Annotated in this window: 17 protein-coding genes; 9 read left to right on the top strand and 8 right to left on the bottom strand. The window is 72.9% G+C overall.

The genetic code is table 11. The annotated features are described in order from the left end of the window. The first annotated feature begins 55 nt into the window (after positions 1–55). Positions 56–895, top strand: coding sequence for a dimethylargininase (gene ddaH / locus C1N81_RS31550; RefSeq protein ID WP_394434701.1), 840 nt, complete (start codon positions 56–58; stop codon positions 893–895). 124 nt (positions 896–1,019) lie between these two features. Here the strand turns inward: ddaH and C1N81_RS31545 are convergent, their stop codons facing one another. Genes C1N81_RS31545 through C1N81_RS31535 form a run of 3 tightly spaced genes read right to left on the bottom strand, consistent with a single transcriptional unit; the run spans position 1,020 to position 4,537 of the window. After that, positions 1,020–2,036 carry a small ribosomal subunit Rsm22 family protein gene (locus tag C1N81_RS31545; protein WP_394434700.1) on the bottom strand — a complete coding sequence of 339 codons (1,017 nt, stop codon included), beginning with the start codon at positions 2,034–2,036 and terminating at the stop codon, positions 1,020–1,022. Between the two features lie 36 nt (positions 2,037–2,072). Then, positions 2,073–3,254, bottom strand: coding sequence for a serine hydrolase domain-containing protein (locus C1N81_RS31540; protein ID WP_394434699.1), 1,182 nt, complete (start codon positions 3,252–3,254; stop codon positions 2,073–2,075). Further along, positions 3,209–4,537 carry a multidrug effflux MFS transporter gene (locus C1N81_RS31535; protein WP_394434698.1) on the bottom strand — a complete coding sequence of 443 codons (1,329 nt, stop codon included), beginning with the start codon at positions 4,535–4,537 and terminating at the stop codon, positions 3,209–3,211. Before C1N81_RS31535 ends, C1N81_RS31540 begins: the two co-directional genes overlap by 46 nt. Before the next feature lie 104 nt (positions 4,538–4,641). Here C1N81_RS31535 and C1N81_RS31530 point away from each other — a divergent pair, with 104 nt between their 5' ends. After that, positions 4,642–5,640, top strand: a complete 999-nt coding sequence (locus C1N81_RS31530) for a Gfo/Idh/MocA family protein (protein ID WP_394434697.1) — start codon at positions 4,642–4,644, stop codon at positions 5,638–5,640. A gap of 206 nt (positions 5,641–5,846) precedes the next feature. On the opposite strand, the gene C1N81_RS31525 is transcribed toward C1N81_RS31530, so the two are convergent. Further along, the gene (locus tag C1N81_RS31525; RefSeq protein ID WP_394434696.1) at positions 5,847–7,478 is read right to left on the bottom strand and encodes an alkaline phosphatase D family protein; all 1,632 of its coding nucleotides are present in this window, start codon (positions 7,476–7,478) and stop codon (positions 5,847–5,849) included. 144 nt (positions 7,479–7,622) lie between these two features. On the opposite strand from C1N81_RS31525, the gene C1N81_RS31520 reads away from it, so the two are divergent. The 3 genes from C1N81_RS31520 to C1N81_RS31510 all read left to right on the top strand — a co-directional run bounded on the left by C1N81_RS31520 (position 7,623) and on the right by C1N81_RS31510 (position 10,002). Then, positions 7,623–8,423 carry an SDR family oxidoreductase gene (locus C1N81_RS31520; protein WP_394434695.1) on the top strand — a complete coding sequence of 267 codons (801 nt, stop codon included), beginning with the start codon at positions 7,623–7,625 and terminating at the stop codon, positions 8,421–8,423. A 142-nt stretch (positions 8,424–8,565) separates the two neighbouring features. Next, positions 8,566–9,030, top strand: a complete 465-nt coding sequence (locus C1N81_RS31515) for a lamin tail domain-containing protein (protein ID WP_394434694.1) — start codon at positions 8,566–8,568, stop codon at positions 9,028–9,030. A gap of 96 nt (positions 9,031–9,126) precedes the next feature. Then, positions 9,127–10,002 carry a PhzF family phenazine biosynthesis protein gene (locus C1N81_RS31510; protein WP_394434693.1) on the top strand — a complete coding sequence of 292 codons (876 nt, stop codon included), beginning with the start codon at positions 9,127–9,129 and terminating at the stop codon, positions 10,000–10,002. Between the two features lie 10 nt (positions 10,003–10,012). On the opposite strand, the gene C1N81_RS31505 is transcribed toward C1N81_RS31510, so the two are convergent. Both C1N81_RS31505 and C1N81_RS31500 read right to left on the bottom strand, forming a co-directional pair. After that, positions 10,013–10,186: a hypothetical protein gene (locus C1N81_RS31505; RefSeq protein WP_394434692.1), complete on the bottom strand. Its 174-nt coding sequence runs from the start codon at positions 10,184–10,186 to the stop codon at positions 10,013–10,015. 61 nt (positions 10,187–10,247) lie between these two features. After that, positions 10,248–10,571 carry a nuclear transport factor 2 family protein gene (locus C1N81_RS31500; RefSeq protein ID WP_394434691.1) on the bottom strand — a complete coding sequence of 108 codons (324 nt, stop codon included), beginning with the start codon at positions 10,569–10,571 and terminating at the stop codon, positions 10,248–10,250. A 119-nt stretch (positions 10,572–10,690) separates the two neighbouring features. On the opposite strand from C1N81_RS31500, the gene C1N81_RS31495 reads away from it, so the two are divergent. From C1N81_RS31495 to C1N81_RS31485, 3 genes are all read left to right on the top strand, one after another. Further along, the gene (locus tag C1N81_RS31495) at positions 10,691–11,302 is read left to right on the top strand and encodes a DoxX family protein (protein WP_394434690.1); all 612 of its coding nucleotides are present in this window, start codon (positions 10,691–10,693) and stop codon (positions 11,300–11,302) included. A gap of 76 nt (positions 11,303–11,378) precedes the next feature. Continuing rightward, a complete protein-coding gene (locus C1N81_RS31490; RefSeq protein ID WP_394434689.1) occupies positions 11,379–11,741 on the top strand; it encodes a MazG-like family protein in 363 nt (120 codons plus the stop codon). 68 nt (positions 11,742–11,809) lie between these two features. Next, positions 11,810–12,715: a glycosyltransferase family 2 protein gene (locus tag C1N81_RS31485; protein ID WP_394434688.1), complete on the top strand. Its 906-nt coding sequence runs from the start codon at positions 11,810–11,812 to the stop codon at positions 12,713–12,715. A 24-nt stretch (positions 12,716–12,739) separates the two neighbouring features. Here C1N81_RS31485 and C1N81_RS31480 read toward each other — a convergent pair whose 3' ends face one another. After that, positions 12,740–14,284, bottom strand: a complete 1,545-nt coding sequence (locus C1N81_RS31480) for an HtaA domain-containing protein (protein WP_394434687.1) — start codon at positions 14,282–14,284, stop codon at positions 12,740–12,742. A 112-nt stretch (positions 14,285–14,396) separates the two neighbouring features. Beyond that, entirely contained in the window at positions 14,397–15,818 is a 1,422-nt protein-coding gene (locus tag C1N81_RS31475) for an HtaA domain-containing protein (protein ID WP_394434686.1), read from the bottom strand. 124 nt (positions 15,819–15,942) lie between these two features. Between C1N81_RS31475 and C1N81_RS31470 the strand changes: the two genes are divergently transcribed. Further along, positions 15,943–17,010, top strand: coding sequence for a heme/hemin ABC transporter substrate-binding protein (locus tag C1N81_RS31470; RefSeq protein ID WP_394434685.1), 1,068 nt, complete (start codon positions 15,943–15,945; stop codon positions 17,008–17,010).

Below are 17,010 nucleotides of genomic sequence, written 5' to 3'. Positions count from 1 at the left end.
GCTCCTCCGACCGCACCATGGGCGCACCAGACCCTGCGGTTGTGAGGAGCCCTCATTGCGTGAGCCGTATCCCGGGTGTGCCGCCGGACGTCGCGCCACACCCCGGCGCTACCTCATGTGCCCACCGGCACACTTCAAGGTCACCTACTCGATCAATCCGTGGATGGACCCGGCGAAACCCGTCGACGTCCCCCTCGCCGTCGCGCAGTGGGAGGACCTGCGCGACCGGTACCGCTCACTCGGCCACACCGTCGAGCTCCTCGACCCGCTCCCCGGGCTGCCCGACATGGTCTACGCGGCCAACGGGGCGACCGTCGTCGACGGGCGGGTCCTCGGAGCCCGGTTCGCCCACCCGGAACGGGCGGGCGAGGCCGCTGCCCACCTGGCCTGGTTCCGGGCCCACGGCTATGCCGACGTGCGGGAACCCGAGCACGTCAACGAAGGCGAGGGGGACTTCGCCGTCACCGCCTCCTACGTGCTCGCCGGACGCGGGTTCCGGGCCTCGCCCCTCTCGCACGGCGAGGCGCAGGAGGTGTTCGGGCGGCCCGTCATCGGGCTCGACCTCGTCGACCCGCGCTTCTACCACCTCGACACGGCGCTCGCCGTCCTCGACGACCGGGGCGACGAGGTCATGTACTACCCGCCCGCGTTCTCGGCGGGCAGTCAGGGGGTGCTGCGGCGGCTGTTCCCCGACGCGCTGATCGCCTCGGAGTCCGATGCGATCGCCTTCGGCCTGAACTCGGTGTCTGACGGGCTGCACGTGTTTGTGCCGCAGGCTGCCGCCGGGTTGTTCTCGGCGCTGAGGGAGCGGGGTTTTGTGCCGGTTCCTATGGACTTGTCCGAGCTTTTGAAGGGGGGTGGGAGCGTCAAGTGCTGCACGCTTGAGCTTCGCTGAGCCGGATCGCCTTGTCGCCGTGGGGCGCGGGGATCGTTGGCGGGTAACGGTTCATCGTGGCTGGTCGCGCCCACGCGGCGGAGCCGCAAATCGATACAGCCCCGCGCCCCTGGCGGCGCCACCTCTAACGGGGCCATGCGTCGCCCCAGTTGGTGTTGCGGGCCCGCTTGTACTTCTCCCCGTGCTTCTTCGTCACCGTCGTCCGGGTCAGGGCCACCTCCGGTACGCACAGGTCCAGGAGGACCTGGCCCTTGCGGATCTGGGGGCGGCGGACCACGCGGGACGGGGCCGGGGACGGGGGGAAGCGGGTCGCTGCCACGTAGGAGAACTTCTCGTCCTCGTACGCCAGCGACCCGCCCTTGACCTGGCGGTGCAGGGAGGAGCGGCTGACCCGGGCCGAGAAGTGGCACCAGTCCTCGCCGGGGACGATCGGGCACCGGTCGCTGTGCGGGCAGGGGGCCGCGATGTGGAAGCCCGCCGCGATCAGGCGGTCGCGGGCCTCGATGATCCGGGCGTAGCCGTCGGGCGTGCCGGGTTCGATGACGACGACGGCCTCGGTCGCGGCCCCGGCGGCGGCGTCGACCACGGCCGCGCGGTCGGCGTCCGTCAGCTCCTTCAGCACGTAGGAGATCGTGACGAGGGAGGTGGGGGCGAGGGGGCCGCCCGTGCCGATGCGGGCGCGTTCCCAGTGGACGTCGGCCTTCAATCGCTCGTCGGAGCGGGCCAGTTCGCGGCCGAGGGCGAGGGCCGGTTCCGACCAGTCGAGGACCGTCGTCGGGCGCGGCGCGGGCCATACCGTGCGGGCCGCCCAGACCGCCGCGCCCGTACCACCGCCGATGTCGAGGTGGCCGGAGGGCGTCCAGTCGGCGGGCGCCGCGGCGGCGAGCGCGTCGAGACTGTCGGTGACCGCCTCGAACGTGGCCGGCATCCGGTACGCCGCGTACGCCGCCACGTCCGCCCGGTCGCGCAGGATCGGCGCGTCGGTGGGGGTGGTGCCCCGGTAGTTCGCGATGAGCCGGTCCACGGCGCGCGCCGCCTGGGTGGGCGGCAGCCCGTCGAGGAGCGCGGCGAGCGCGGCGCTCAGGGTCCCGGCGGGGTCGGTGGGCGCGGAGTGCGAGGTGGGGTGGGTCGGGGCGTTCACCCGGACGATTTTAGGTGCCGCTCCGCCGGTCCTGGTTCATGAGCCGGGCGGGCCCGTCACCGCGCGGGCCAGCTGGGTCGCCGCCGCAGCGCGGGGGCCGTTGTCGGCGGGGCGGCGGCGCGGGTGGACCGTGTTCGCGAGGAGGACGAGGAATGTGTCGCTCACCGGGTCCAGGACCAGGGAGGTGCCGGTGAAGCCGGTGTGCCCGGCGGCCCCGGCGCCCGCGAGCTCGCCCATGAAGGAGCGCTGGTCGATGCGGAAGCCGAGCCCCGGCGCGGCCAGCATCAGGTCGACGAAGTCGGGGCCGAGGATGCGGGCGGTGCCGTAGGAGCCGCCGTTGAGCAGGGTGCGGCACAGCACCGCCAGGTCGTAGGCGGTGGAGAAGAGGCCCGCGTGCCCGGCGACGCCGCCGAGCGCCCAGGCGTTCTCGTCGTGGACCTCGCCGCGCACCATGCCCCGGTCGGCCTTCGCCCAGGGGCGGCGCTGGTCCTCGGTGGCGGCGGCGCCGGGCCGGGGACCGAACGACGTGGCGGCCATGCCGAGCGGCCGGGTGATGCCGTCGCGGACCAGCGTGTCGAGCGGGCGTCCGGTGAGGCGCTCCAGGAGGTGCTGGAGCAGCAGCATGTTCAGGTCGGAGTAGAGGTACTCCCCCACGGGCGCCGAGGGGGCCTCGGCGCGCAGGAGCGCGAGCCGCGCGGCCGCGCCGCGCGCCTCGTACAGCGGGAGTTCGGGGCGCAGGCCCGAGGTGTGGGTGAGGAGCTGGCGGACGGTGAGGTCGTGCCGGGAGGCGGCGGTGAACTCGGGGAGGTAGGCGCCGGCCCGGGCGTCGATGCCGAGGGTGCCGCGCTCGATCTGCTGGACGGCGGCGATCGTGGTGAAGAGCTTCGTCAGGGAGGCGAGGTCGAAGACGGTGTCGAGGGTCATCGGGACCCGGTCGTCGGGCGGCAGCTCCACGCCCCGGTCGCTCTCCTCGTCGTACGCCGCGTAGCGCACGGCCCAGCCGGTGGCGGCCTCGGCGGCGAGCACCGGGCCGCGCCCGGCGAGCAGGACGGCGCCCGCGCACCAGGGGCGCGGTCCTTCGGGAAGCGCGCGCACGTCGCGGACGAGGCGGGCGATCCGGTCGGTGCGCAGACCGGCCCGCTCGGCGGTGCCGTGGCGCAGTCGTGGGGCGCTCAGGCCTCCGTCACCTCTTTCGTCGATCTGGCCGCGTGCTGCCACGGGCGGCACAGTGCCACGAAGGCGACGGCCGCCGCCAGGCCGCAGGAGAGCTGCACCAGGGCCATCGGCACGGCCGTGTGCTCGCCCGCGATGCCGACCAGCGGCGAGGCGACCGCGCCGATCAGGAACGACGAGGTGCCGAGCAGGGCGGACGCGGAACCGGCGGCGTGCGGGGTGCGCAGCAGGGCGAGCGCGTTGGTGTTGGGCGTGGCGAGGCCCATCGACGCCATCAGGACGAAGAGCCCGGCGGCGACGGGGACGACGCCGAGGTCCGCCGGGTCGCCGAACACGCCCGTGGCGACGAGGAGGAGGAACGCGGCGGCGAGGACGATCAGGGCCAGGCCGACCGCGAGGACCTTGTCGAGGCTGACGCGGCCGACGAGCACCTTGCCGTTGAGCTGGCCGACGGCGATCAGTCCGACCGAGTTGAGCCCGAAGAGCAGGCTGAACGTCTGGGGCGACGCCCCGTAGATCTCCTGGATCACGAACGGCGAGGCGCTGATGTACGCGAACAGAGCGGCGAACGCGAAGCCGCCCGCGATCATGTACCCGGTGAAGACCCGGTCGGCGAGCAGGGAGCGCATGGTGCGCAGCGCCTCGACGGTGCCGCCCGAGTGGCGGCGCTCGGGAGGGAGGGTCTCCGGGAGGAACTTCCCCACGATCGCGGTGAGCGCGATGCCGATGACGGTGAGGACGACGAAGACGCCGCGCCAGTCCGTGACGCGCAGGATCTGGCCGCCGATGAGCGGCGCGACGATCGGGGCGACGCCCGATATCAGCATCAGGGTGGAGAAGAAGCGGGCCATCGCGACACCGTCGTAGAGGTCGCGCACGACCGCGCGGGCGATGACGATGCCCGCCGCGCCCGCGAGGCCCTGGAGCAGACGGAAGGCGACGAGCAGTGCGGCGTTCGGCGCGAGGGCGCAGATCGCCGTGGCGGCGACGTAGACGAACAGGCCGATCATGAGCGGCCTGCGCCGCCCCCACTTGTCGCTCATCGGGCCGACGACGAGCTGGCCGAGCGCCATGCCGGTCAGGCACGCGGTGAGGGTCAGCTGCGCGGTGGCGGCGGAGGTGTGCAGGGCGCCGGTGACCTCGGGCAGCGCCGGGAGGTACATGTCCATGGACAGCGGCGGGACGGCGGTGAGGCCGCCGAGGACGAGGGTGACGAGGATCCCGGTGCGAACGGCCGCGCCGGGCACGGGAGTTGGGCTCTTCGCCGAGGTGACCTGCGGGGGCTTCGTGGTGCCCGTGGCACTCCCCGTACTTCCGCTCTCCGCCATCCCGTCGCCCCTCGTTCCCTTTCGTCTCTCCCGGCCGTACGTGCGATTACCTATGCTCTCAGCTCGGCGGAGTGGTCGAGACCAACATCTGAGGTGGGCGAGAGATGGCAGCGCAGCGCGTGCGGTGGGGCATTCTGTCGACGGGCGGGATCGCCGCGTCCTTCACGGGGGCCCTGCTCGACCTGCCCGACGCCGAGGTCGCGGCCGTCGCCTCCCGCACCGAGGAGTCCGCGAAGATCTTCGCCGAACGGTTCGGCATCGAGCGCGCCTACGGCGACTGGGCCTCCCTCGCCGCCGACGACTCCCTCGACGTGATCTACGTGGCCACGCCGCACTCCGCGCACCGGGCCGCGGCCGGGCTCTGTCTGGAGGCCGGGCGCGCGGTGCTCTGCGAGAAGGCGTTCACGCTGAACGCGCGCGAGGCGGAGGAGCTGGTCACGCTCGCGCGCTCGCGCGGCCTCTTCCTGATGGAAGCCATGTGGATGTACTGCAACCCGCTGATCCGGCGGCTCAAGGCGCTCGTCGACGACGGCGCGATCGGCGAGGTCCGCACCGTGCAGGCCGACTTCGGTCTCGCCGGGCCCTTCCCGCCCACGCACCGGCTGCGGGACCCGGCCCAGGGCGGCGGGGCCACCCTCGACCTCGGCGTGTACCCGGTGTCGTTCGCGCACCTGCTGCTCGGGGAGCCCTCCGAGGTCACCGCGCGGGCGATGCTCTCCGAGGAGGGCGTGGATCTGCAGACCGGGATGGTGCTGTCCTGGGCGGGCGGGGCGCAGGCGCTCCTGCACTGTGCGATCAACTCCGGTACGGGGGTGACGGCTTCCGTGACCGGGTCCGGCGGGCGGATCGACGTGCCGGCCGGGTTCTTCTACCCCGAGCGGTTCGTACTGCACCGGGACGGGCGTGAGCCCGAGGAGTTCGTGGCGGCGCCGGAGGACGGGCCCCGGGACTCGCTCCGGCACGAGGCGCTCGAGGTCATGGGGCGGTTGCGGGCCGGCGACACGGAGTCTCCGCTTGTGCCGCTCTCGTCTTCCCTGGGTGTGATGCGGACGCTGGATCGGGTGCGGGGGGCTGTGGGGGTGCGGTATCCCGGGGAGGAGTGACCTGTCCGTCGCCGGGCGCGCCACACGTCGTGGCTGGTCGCGCAGTTCCCCGCGCCCCTGAAGGCTGCGGCTTCGCCGCGCCTTCCCCGATGACAGGCCCGGCGTCCTTTCACCTGACGCGCCCCCGAGATGGCGCACGAAGTGCGCATCTCAGGGGCGCGGGGAACCGCGCGACCAGCCCCCACCGGCCCGCGGCCGACGAACCGTTACGCCGGACGCAGGCCCTGATTTCCGACCTCGGTGACGAAAGACGCCGCCGTACTGATCGGCGCCCCGGGCACGGAGATCAGCGGCACCGTCTTGAAGTCGGCCCGCGCCTCACGCCGCCCCAGATCCACGGTGACGTATCCGCGCCGCCCGTTGTAGAACTTCAGGTGCGGATTGGCCCGCATGTACGTGTCCCAGTTGGTGGGCCGCTCCGCCCCGTCCTTCCCGGAGGAGATGGACGTGGCGACGATCTCGGTGCCGAGGGTGCGCGACGCGGGGTCGCCGAAGTCGTCCTTGATGTCGAAGGCGTACCCGACGTGGACGTCACCGGTGAGCACCATGAGGTTCTCGACGCGCGCGGCCTTGACCCCGTCGAGGACGCGGCGCCGGGAGGCCCGGTACCCGTCCCACGCGTCCATGGACAGCTTCGCCTCGGCGTTGAGGTCGAGCTTGCGCTCGGCGAAGGTGACCTGCTGCGGGACGACGTTCCACAGGGCGCGGGAGTGGCGCCAGCCGTCGAGGAGCCAGCGCTCCTGCGTGGCGCCGGTGATGGTGCGCGCCGGGTCGTCCGACTCGGGCCCCGGCACGTGCGCGCCGTCGCCGTACGCCTGGTCGGAGCGGTACTGGCGGGTGTCGAGGATGTCGAACTGGGCGAGGCTGCCCCAGCCGAGCCTGCGGTAGAGCCGGGCGTCGGGGCCGGTGGGCAGCTGGGGGCGGCGCAGCGGCTGGTTCTCCCAGTACGCGCGGTACGCGGAGGCGCGGCGCAGCAGGAACTCGGCCGGCGGGTCGTCGTTCTCGGAGATGTCGCCTGCGTAGTTGTTCTCGGTCTCGTGGTCGTCCCAGGTGACGACGAAGGGGTGTGCGGCGTGCGCGGCCCGCAGGTCCGGGTCGGACTTGTAGAGGGCGTAGCGCAGCCGGTAGTCCTCCAGGGTGACGGTCTCCCGGTTGAAGAGGTCGGGAAGGACGCGGTCGGTGTACTTGCGGGCGCCGCCCGCCGAGTTGACCGCGTACTCGTAGAGGTAGTCGCCGAGGTGGAAGACGACGTCGACGTCGTCCTCGGCGAGGTGCTTGTACGCGGTGAAGTAGCCGTCGTGGTACGCCTGGCAGGAGACGGCGGCCAGCGTCAGTTCGGAGACGTGGCTCGCGGCGGCGGGCGCGGTGCGGGTGCGGCCGGTCTCGCTGACCCAGCCGCCGACGCGGAAGCGGTAGTAGTAGACGCGGCCGGGCGCGAGGTTGTCGACCTCGACGTGCACGGAGTGGTCGAACTCCGGGTGCGCGGTCGCGCTGCCGCGTCTGACGACGCGGCGGAAGCGCTCGTCGTGGGCGAGCTCCCAGCGGACCTCGACGCGTGCGGCGGGCAGCCCGCCGCCGGTCTCGAACGGTGTGGGTGCGAGGCGCGTCCACAGCAGGACGGAGCCGGGCAGGGGGTCGCCCGAGGCGACACCGAGGGTGAAGGGGTCGCTGGTCACCTTGCGGGCGTCCAGCTCGGCGGCGGCCGCGGTGCCCGCGGCGGGCAGGTTCACACTGAAGGCTAGCGCCGCCGCGGCGCCCGCGACAGTGAGGAAGCGACGCCGGCCCAAGTGCTGCGCGGCGGAGCGGAGTTCGGGTGCGTGCTGGGGTACGTGCGACATGGAGCCTCTCCCCTGAGCGCTGCTGTCGTGCGGTGTCAGGGGAATTTGAGTGGCCCGGGGCGACGCTCGACTGTCGCGTACACAACAGCCACATGGCGGATCGATGATCTCCCGGTGGCCGCACCGCCCGTACGCTGCGGCCCCATGGACGATCAGCGCACATCAGACCAGCGCACATCCGAGGCGGACAGCAGCACAGCGACGCGGACGGCCGTGGTCACCGGGGCCGGTTCCGGCATCGGCCGGGCCGTCGCCCTGGAACTGCTGCGCGGCGGCTGGCGCGTGGCCCTCGCCGGACGGCGCGCCGGGGCCCTGGAGGAGACGGCCGCCCTCGCCCCGGGCACGGACTCCCTCGCCGTCCGCACGGACGTGTCGGACCCCGGCGACGTGGAGGGCCTGTTCGCCGCCGTACGGGAGCGGTTCGGGCGGCTCGATCTGCTCTTCAACAACGCGGGGACGTTCGGGCCCGGCGGCGTGCCCGTCGAGGACCTTGCGTACGACGCGTGGCGGCATGTCGTCGACACCAACCTCAACGGGGCGTTCCTGTGCGCGCAGGCGGCGTTCCGGCAGATGAAGGAGCAGGACCCGCAGGGCGGGCGGATCATCAACAACGGCTCGATCTCGGCGCACACGCCCCGGCCGCGTTCGATCGCGTACACGGCGACGAAGCACGCGCTGACGGGCCTGACGAAGTCGCTCTCCCTGGACGGGCGTCCGTACCGGATCGCCTGCGGCCAGATCGACATCGGCAACGCGGCGACCGACATGACCGAGCGGATGCGGTCCGGCATCCCGCAGGCCAACGGGGAGCCGGCGGCCGAGCCCGTGATGGACGTGGCGGACGTGGCGCGCACGGTGCGGCACATGGCGGAGCTGCCACTTGAGGCCAATGTGCAGTTCGCGACGGTCCTCGCCACCAACATGCCCTACATCGGGCGCGGGTAGGGCCGGCCGCCGGCAACCGGAGCGGCTACGTGCTTGAGATCTAAATCTCCACAAGCGGAATTGCACCTACCGCCCCAGAACCGGACACCGCACCCCGTATGCTCAACTCCTCTCCACGAGAACTTCACATTTGGAGTGCATCTTGCGTATACGTTCCGCGGCTCCGGCCGCCCTCGCCGCGGTCGCCCTGACCGGCTCGCTGTTCGCCGCGTCCCCGGCCACCGCCGCCTCGCACCAGGGCGGGCTGCACCTCGGGTACATCCAGTTCGACAGCCCCGGTTCGGACAACCGCAGCAACACCTCGCTGAACGGGGAGTGGGTGAACATCCACAACAACTCCCGTTCCGCGATCCAGCTCAAGGGCTACAAGCTGAAGGACAGGACCGGCTACACGTACACCTTCGGCAGCTACAAGATCGGCGCGGGCAAGACCGTCAAGGTCCGCACCGGCAAGGGCCGCAACGCCACGGGCGTCCGCTACTGGGGTCGCGGATCGTACGTGTGGAACAACACCGGCGACAAGGCCCGCCTGCTCAAGCCGAGCGGTTCGCAGCTCGACTCGTGCACCTGGACCCGCCGGGGTTCGGGCGCGGTGAACTGCCACTGACGGCGCACCGCCACTGACCACTACGAGGGGGGTGGAGGGGGTGTCCGGGTCCTGGATCCGGACACCCCCTCCCGGCACGTTCGGCATCATGTCCTCATGACCGACCACACGACCGTTCCTGCAGCCGACACCGTGCTGCGCTACACCGCCTTCGCCACCGACCCGGCGGGCGGCAATCCCGCGGGGATCGTGCTCGACGCCTCCGCTCTCGACGACGCGGACATGCTGAAGATCGCCGCCGAACTCGGGTACAGCGAATCGGCGTTCGTCACCCCCGGACCGGCCGGAAGCGGCCGGAACGTTCACACGATCAGGTTCTTCAGCCCCAAGGCCGAGGTCTCGTTCTGCGGCCACGCCACGGTCGCCACCGCCGTCGCCCTCGCCGAGCTCCACGGCACCGGGGACTACATGTTCCACACCCCGGCCGGCGAGGTCCCGGTCACCGTGGACCGCGTGGACGGCGTGCTGCGCGCGACCCTCACGAGCGTCGCCCCGCACGTGGAGGACGTCTCCGCCGACGACCTCGCCGAGGCGCTGGCCGCGCTCGACTGGCCCGCGGCCGACCTCGACCCGGCCTTCCCGCCCCGGATCGCCTACGCGGGCGCCCGCCACCTCGTCCTGGCCGCCGCCACCCGCGAGCGCCTCGCCGACCTCCGGTACGACTTCGACCGGCTCCTGAACCTGATGCAGCGCCTCGACCTGACGACGGTGCAGCTGGTGTGGCGGGAGGGCGACGCCACCTTCCACGTGCGCGACCCGTTCCCCGTGGGCGGCGTCGTCGAGGACCCCGCCACCGGGGCGGCCGCCGCCGGGCTCGGCGCGTACCTGCGCGAACTGGGCCTGGTGCCGCACGCGGCCGAACTCACCCTCCATCAGGGCGCCGACATGGGGCGCCCCGGCGAGCTGACGGTGACGCTGCGGGAGGGCGACCCCCGGGTGCGGGTGAGCGGGGCCGCGGTCCCGATCGCGTAGCCGTACGCCTTCACGCCCGGCGCAGGATGTGCTCGACCTGCGCCGGCTCCGCGGGCGTGAGCGGGCCGTGGGCGAGGGCGCCCTGGGCCGGGGAGTCGTCGCTGCCGGTGAACGTCCTGGTGCGCTCGTCGAGGGCGCTGACCTCGATACCGCTGGGGCCCAGGGTGCGTGTGGTGGCGTCCATGGCGCGTGACGCCAGGATTTGAAGCGCGCGCGAGGTCAACTCGGCGCAGAGCGAAGTGTGTTCAGGCCTGGCCGGTCTCGAACCGGACGACCTTGCCGTTCGCCACGTCGAACGTCCACTTGGTGCGCATCTCGCCCCAGGCGTCGTTGCGGTAGTTGGCGACGAGGGAGCGACCGCCCGCCGTCTCCTTCTCGATCTCCATGTGACCGTGGGAGTCGAAGATCTCGCGGGCGGTCCAGTCGGCGAGGTCACGGTCGGAGCCGTCGTCCGCCATGGTCGCGTCGGGCGCGAGCGCCGCGCGGAAGGCTTCCTGGTCGTGGGCGTTCAGCGCCGAGACGAAGGCGCGGACGGCCGGATCACTGAGTTTCGCGGTCTGCATGGGCATGCGTTCAGGCTTGCACCGCGCCCCTGGGCCCGCCACCGGCCGTGGCGGGCGACCGCGCCCGCCACCCGAATGGGCCCGCGCGCGAGGTGGGCGGCGCGGGGCTGCCGGACGGTGGGGGCATGACCTGCACACGCTCCCGGATCTCCGGTCCCTTCTCCTCCGCACCGTCCTCCCCCTGCCGTTCCCGGCGTGACCTGGGCCTTCTCGCGCTGCGCGTGGGCACCGGCGGGGTCCTCGCCGCACACGGCGCCCAGAAACTGCTCGGCTGGTTCGGCGGGGGCGGCGTCTCCGGCACGGCCGCCGCCATGGACGCCATGGGCTACACCCCCGCCAAGGCCAGCGCCCTCGCGGCCGGGCTCGGCGAGGGAGCCGGCGGCGCGCTCCTCGCCCTCGGCCTCGCGACCCCGCTGGGCGGCGCCGCGGCGGCCGGGACCATGGCGGGCGCGGCGGCCGTACACGCCCCGAACGGCTTCTTCGCGATGAACGGCGGCTACGAGTACCCGGCCTTCCTCGGCTTCGTCGCGGCGGGCCTCGCCGTGACGGGGGCGGGCCGCTACTCCCTCGACCACGCGCTCGGCCACGTCCTCGACCGGCACTGGATGGTGCCGGCCGCGCTCGTCGGCGCGGCGGCGGCGACGCTCGCCGTGGTCGGCTCGCGCAGCAAGCGGGCGCAGGCGGCCGAGACGGCGGAGGAGACACAGGGAGCGCCGGAGGCCAAGAACACGAACTGACGCGGGAGCCGAAGCCCACTGTCAGAGGGGGCCCCTCCCCCCTCAGAGGGGGCCCCTCCCCCTAGGCTTCTCCCCCGTGACGACGAACGACGCGCCCCCGTACGACGACGAACTCTGGACCACCGTCGACCGGCTCCGCGCCTGGCTGGACGACCACAACAAGCTGCCGCGGCAAGAGGCCCTGCTGATCCGGATGTTGAAGCTCTCGGAGGAGGTGGGCGAGGTGGCGGAGGCTGTCATCGGTGCCGTCGCCCAGAACCCGCGCAAGGGCGCGAGCCACACCTGGCAGGACGTCGAGGCGGAGCTGTGCGACGTCGTGGTCACGGCCCTTGTCGCGCTCGGCACCCTGACCCCGGACCCGCGCGGGACGCTCGCCGCGCACGCAGCGAAGGTCGCGGAGCGCTCGCTCGGCCCCGCCGCGCCGCGGGACGGCAGCTGACGGGGCCCGCCGCCGGTCGCCCGAAGCCGACCGGAGCCGTCCGAAGGTGAACGACTACCATCGCCGCCATGACAGACAGGCGCCGAACCACCGAACTCCCCCGCTTGGGCGTGGCCATCGTCACCATGGGCAACCGGCCCAAGGACGTGGACGCGCTCCTGGAGTCGGTGGCGAAGCAGGACGCGCCGCCGACCCGGGTCGTCATGATCGGAAACGGCACGCCGCTGCCCGCGTTCACCGGCCTGCCCTTCGAGGTGACGAACGTCGAGCTCGACGACAACCTCGGCTGCCCCGGCGGCCGGAACGTGGCGCTCGCCCGGCTCCGCGAGTTCGGCGACGTGGACGTGGCCGTCGAACTGGACGACGACGGCCTCCTCGTCGACGCCGACGTCTTCTCCACGATCCAGCGCCTCTACGCGGCCGACCCGCGCCTCGGCATCGTCGGTTTCCGTATCGCCGACGAACTCGGCGAGACCCAGCGCCGCCACGTGCCGCGCCTGCGCGCGAAGGACCCGATGCGGCGCGGCCTGGTCACCGCGTTCCTCGGCGGCGGCCACGCCTTCTCCATGGACATGCTCGCCGAGACCGGTGACTGGCCCGCCGACTTCTTCTTCACGCACGAGGAGACGGACCTGGCCTGGCGGGCGCTCGACGCGGGATGGAAGGTCCTCTACGAGCCGTCGCTGCTGCTCCAGCACCCGAAGACGTCCCCGGCGCGGCACGCCGTCTACTACCGGATGACCGCCCGCAACCGCGTCTGGCTGGCCCGCCGCCGCCTCCCGCTCCCCCTCGTCCCCCTCTACCTGGGCACGTGGACGCTGCTGACCCTGCTGCGTACGCGCTCGCTCGGCGGCCTGCGCGCGTGGGCGGGCGGCTTCGTCGAGGGCGTGCGGACATCGGCGGGCGAGCGGCGCCCGATGCGCTGGCGCACGGTGTGGCGCATGACGCGGCTCGGCCGCCCGCCGCTGATCTGACGGACGGCCGTACGCGCCTGGGGGTCAGCTCTCCCGCGGGCGCCGCCTGCGCGCGGCGAACACCGTGCCCGCGCCCGCGGCGACGACGAGCGCGGCGGCCGCGGCAAGCGGCCCGGCCGGGAGGTCGGCGCCGGTCGAGGCGAGCGCGCCGCCGACGGTCGAACCGGTTCCCGTACCGCCGGTGGTGGACCCGGTGCCGGTGGCGCCGGTGGTGCCGGTGGTGCCCGAGGTGCCGCCGGACGTGGTGGCGCCGGACCCGTTGCCGTCGGGCAGGGCGGCGTCCTCGTCGAGGGAGACGGCGACGGTGACCGGGTCGAGCGCCTCGCCCGCCTGGTAGAACCCGCCGAACGCCTTCGCGCCGTCGGCGGTGAGGGTGGTCGCGGCGCCGTCCAGCTCGACGACGTCGTCCTTCGCGGTCAGATCGCCCGAGCCGACCTCGACCGTGGCCACGGTCAGGTCGTCGTACGTCGTGACCTTGCCGCTCTCCCGGTCCTTGCTGGAGACGTCGGCGACGAGCTTGCCGCTGCCGCCCGACGCCGTCACGCGCAGATCGCTGAACCGCAGGTCGAGCACGTACTCCCCGCCCTCCTCGTGGCCGAGGAAACGGACCTTGCCCGCGAACTTCGCGTCGAGGGACTTGGCGCCCGCGTCGTAGCGCCCGCTCGCGTCGCCGAACCGGTACACGGACCCGTTCTTGGCCGCTCCACCGCTCAGCTCGACCTTGCCGTGGGCGATGGGCCCGGTGACGTACGTGCGGAAGGACTCCTTGACGCCCCAGTCGAGGTTGCCGTCGGCGATGGCGCCGGAGACGGCGGGCTTCGGCGTCGTGGAGGCGGCCGGTTCGTCGGTGGGGGTCGCGGTCGGCCTGCCGGTCGGGGTGGTGGTCGGCTTGTCCGTCGGGGTGGCGGGCGGCGTGCTGGGCGGCGTCGTCGACGGGTCGGGGTCCGGGTCCGGGTCGGGCGAGGTGGTCGCGGCGGTGACCGTCAGCGTCGCCGGGTCGAGCGCGGCGCCCGCCTGGTACATGCCGTTGAACGCCTTGGCGCCGTCGGCGGTCAGCGTCGTCGGGATGTCCTTGAAGGTCATCGCGCCGCCCGCGCCCTGGCCCGGCCGCACGGCGGACAGATCGAGGGCGGCGAACTCGATGTCGTTCTGGACCGTGCCGTTGAGGGACACGTCGGCGTCGATGTGCCCGGTCGTGCCCGAGGTCACGACCTTCACGTCGCTGATCTCGATGTCGAACATGTGGGCCGTGGAGACGAACCGGACGCCGCCCTTGAACGCGGTGTCCGTGCCGTGCGTCGTCATGTCGTACGTGCCGACGCCACCGGTGAACCGGAAGACCCCGTTGCCGTCGGCCTGCGTGGCGCCGTCGCTCGCCTCGATCTTCCCGGCGGCGATCCCGGTGACGTACTTCCGGAACGACTCCTTCACGCCCCAGTCGAGCGTGCCGTCCTTCAACTCGATCGCGGGCGCCTTGTCGGCGGCGAAGGCGGGCAACGCGACGGCCCCGGCCCCGAGGGCGACGGCGGTGGCGGCCGCGAGGGCTATGGGGTGTCTGACGAGGGACATGGGGAACTCCTGAGATCCGGATCTGGGGAGGCGCCCTGAAGGGGCGCGGGGAACCGCGCGGGCAACCACGACGAAGGCGGCACCCGGCGACGAAAACTTCGGGGACGGACGCTCAACCGTCCGCAGGACTCCGCTTACGCATACGCACGACGAGGAGGACGGCCCCGCCGATGATCACCACGGCCCCGGCGGCGATCCCGGCGACGACACCACCGCTGACCCCGGAACCCCCCTGCTGCGCACCGGACTTGACGGCAACCGCGCTGGCGGCGGGCTCGGGACCGGGACCGGCCGACGCGGAGGCCCCCGCACTGCCGAGGTCGGGCAGAGCGGGCAGCTCCGCACCCGCGTCCAGCGCGACGGCCAGCGAAACCGGATCCATCGCGGCCCCGGCCTGATACATCCCGCCGAACGCCTTCGCCCCGGCGGCGGTGAGCACGGCCGGCGCCTCCTCGACCCGTACGAGCCCGTCCCCGGCGGCCAGGGACGTCACGGTGAAGGTGACGAGCGCGGTGGCCTTCGTGGTCTTGCGGCCACTGGTCACGTCGGCGCGCAGGGTTCCCTTCCCGTCGGCGACGGTGACGGTCGGCCGCGCGAGGGTGAGGTCGAGCCCGTGCTCGCCGGTGAACCGGACGGACCCGGCGAAGGCCCCGTCCAAAGTCTGCTTCTTCTTGTCGTACGTGCCCTTGCCGTCGGGGAAGCGGAAGAGGGCGCCGCCGTCCTGGGCCCCGTCGGCGAGCTTCCACCGGCCCTGGGCGATGTCTCCGGTGACGTACTCGCGGAAGGTGCGGCGCACACCCCAGTCGACGGCACCGTCCCGCAGCTTCCCGGACCCGTCCTTCTCCGCCTTCTTCCTGGTGGCGGAGGTGGAAGGGGTCGGCTTGGGCGCGGCGGACGTCTGCTGCCGCTCGGGCGTGACGTCCACGGCGAGGCTGACCGGGTCGAGCGCGGTCCCGGCGGTGTAGTACCCGGCGAAGGACTTGGCGCCCTGGGCGGTGAGGGTGGCGGGGACGTTGGTGAGAGCGACGGCGTTCCCGCCGCCCCTCATGTCGATCCCGCCCACCGCCAGCGTGGCGAAGGGCACTTGGCCGGACGACGTGACCGCCCCCGTGCCCCTCGCCCTGCTCACGACATCGACGTACAGCGTCCCGACGCCGCCCGAGATCCGGACGGTGGGGCGGCTGATGGTGAGGTCGAGTTCATTGGTCCCGTCGCTCTTCTTGTGCCCGACGAAGTGGACGCCGCCGGAGAACGAGGAGGCGAAGGCGCCCGTCGACCCGTCGTACGTGCCGGTCGCCGAGTGGAACCTGAACTGGCTCGCGCCGACGGTGGCCGCGCCGCCCGTCAGGGAGTAACTCCCCTGGGCGATGGGCCCGGTGATGTAGCTCTGGAACGACGATTTCAGGCCCCAGTCCAGGCGCCCGCCCTGCACCGTGCGGGACGCGGCGTGCGCGCCGGCGACCGGGAGCAGGGCGCCGAGCAACGCGGTGAACAGGGCGACGGCGAGGACGCGTAGCCGGGCGCGTCGGGGCATGGCGGTTTCCTCCGGGGTACGTCACCAGACCCTGGCGACTTAGGTAAGGCTAACCTAAACTACTATCCCTGACATCAACAGCCCCTCGGTGACCGCTCACCCCGACAGACAGGACGGTGTCCGCGTGCCGACGCCAGCCGCCAGCCCTCGCGCCTCCCGCGCTCCCCGACGACCGGGTGTGCTGGTCTCCGTACTCATCGCGGTCTTCGCCCTGACCCTGACGGCCTGCGGAGGAGCCGCCACTTCGGCCACGCGGCCAGGGACGGGGACGGGGACGGGCACGAAGCCCGCGTCCGCCCCCGCGAACCGGCTCGACCCCCTCACCCCGCCGCCCCACCCGGCCCTCCCGGTCACCACCACGTCCGCCGACGGCCACAAGGTGACGATCAGGAAGACCGACCGGATCGTGCCGCTCTCCGGCAGCCTCAGCGAGATCGTGTTCACGCTCGGGCTCGGCGAGGACGTCGTGGCGCGCGACATCACGGCCACGTTCGACCAGGCGACGAAGTTGCCGGTGGTCACGCGGAACCACGACGTGTCCGCGGAGAGCGTGCTCTCGCTCCGGCCCGACCTCGTCCTCGCCGAGAGGACGACCGGCCCGGCCGAGGCGATGCGGCAGATACGCGACGCGGGCATCCCCGTGGTCGTCCTGGACCCCGCGCTGGACCTCGACGACGTGGGCACCCGCATCCAGGCGGTCGCCGACACACTCGGAATCCCGGCGGCCGGACGGGAGTTGACCCGGCGCTCGCAGGACCGGATCGAGGCAGTACGCAAGGACATCCCGCGCACAACGGGGTCGAAGAAGCCCCGCATCGCCTTCCTCTACGTACGCGGCTCGGCCTCCGTCTACCTCATCGGCGGCGCCAAGTCCGGCGCCACGTCCCTCCTCGAAGCGGCGGGCGCGGTCGACGCGGGCGCCGCGTCCGGCCTGAAGACGGACTTCCGGGCCATCACCAGCGAGGCCCTCGCCAAGGCGGCACCCGACGCGATCCTCGTCATGACGAAGGGCCTCGCATCGGTGGGCGGCATCGACGGCCTGGTGAAGATCCCGGGCGTGGCGGAGACCCCGGCGGGCGTGGACCGGAGGGTCGTCTCGGTGGAGGACGGCGTACTCCTGAACTACGGCCCGCGCACCGACCAGGTGCTGCGCTCGCTGGTGGACCAGCTCTACGCCGAGAAGACCGCCTGA

Source organism: Streptomyces sp. SGAir0957, assembly GCF_043523415.1.
Note: the sequence above shows the minus strand (reverse complement) of the source record. Positions and strands in the feature narration are given on the sequence as shown.

Coding starts and splice junctions, on each gene's coding strand:
- C1N81_RS31480 (WP_394434687.1), bottom strand. CDS start 14,284: ATGTCCCTCGTCAGACACCCCATAGCCCTCGCGGCCGCCACCGCCGTC.
- C1N81_RS31535 (WP_394434698.1), bottom strand. CDS start 4,537: ATGGCGGAGAGCGGAAGTACGGGGAGTGCCACGGGCACCACGAAGCCC.
- C1N81_RS31530 (WP_394434697.1), top strand. CDS start 4,642: ATGGCAGCGCAGCGCGTGCGGTGGGGCATTCTGTCGACGGGCGGGATC.
- C1N81_RS31510 (WP_394434693.1), top strand. CDS start 9,127: ATGACCGACCACACGACCGTTCCTGCAGCCGACACCGTGCTGCGCTAC.
- C1N81_RS31500 (WP_394434691.1), bottom strand. CDS start 10,571: ATGCCCATGCAGACCGCGAAACTCAGTGATCCGGCCGTCCGCGCCTTC.
- C1N81_RS31505 (WP_394434692.1), bottom strand. CDS start 10,186: ATGGACGCCACCACACGCACCCTGGGCCCCAGCGGTATCGAGGTCAGC.
- C1N81_RS31520 (WP_394434695.1), top strand. CDS start 7,623: ATGGACGATCAGCGCACATCAGACCAGCGCACATCCGAGGCGGACAGC.
- C1N81_RS31495 (WP_394434690.1), top strand. CDS start 10,691: ATGACCTGCACACGCTCCCGGATCTCCGGTCCCTTCTCCTCCGCACCG.
- C1N81_RS31485 (WP_394434688.1), top strand. CDS start 11,810: ATGACAGACAGGCGCCGAACCACCGAACTCCCCCGCTTGGGCGTGGCC.
- C1N81_RS31525 (WP_394434696.1), bottom strand. CDS start 7,478: ATGTCGCACGTACCCCAGCACGCACCCGAACTCCGCTCCGCCGCGCAG.
- C1N81_RS31475 (WP_394434686.1), bottom strand. CDS start 15,818: ATGCCCCGACGCGCCCGGCTACGCGTCCTCGCCGTCGCCCTGTTCACC.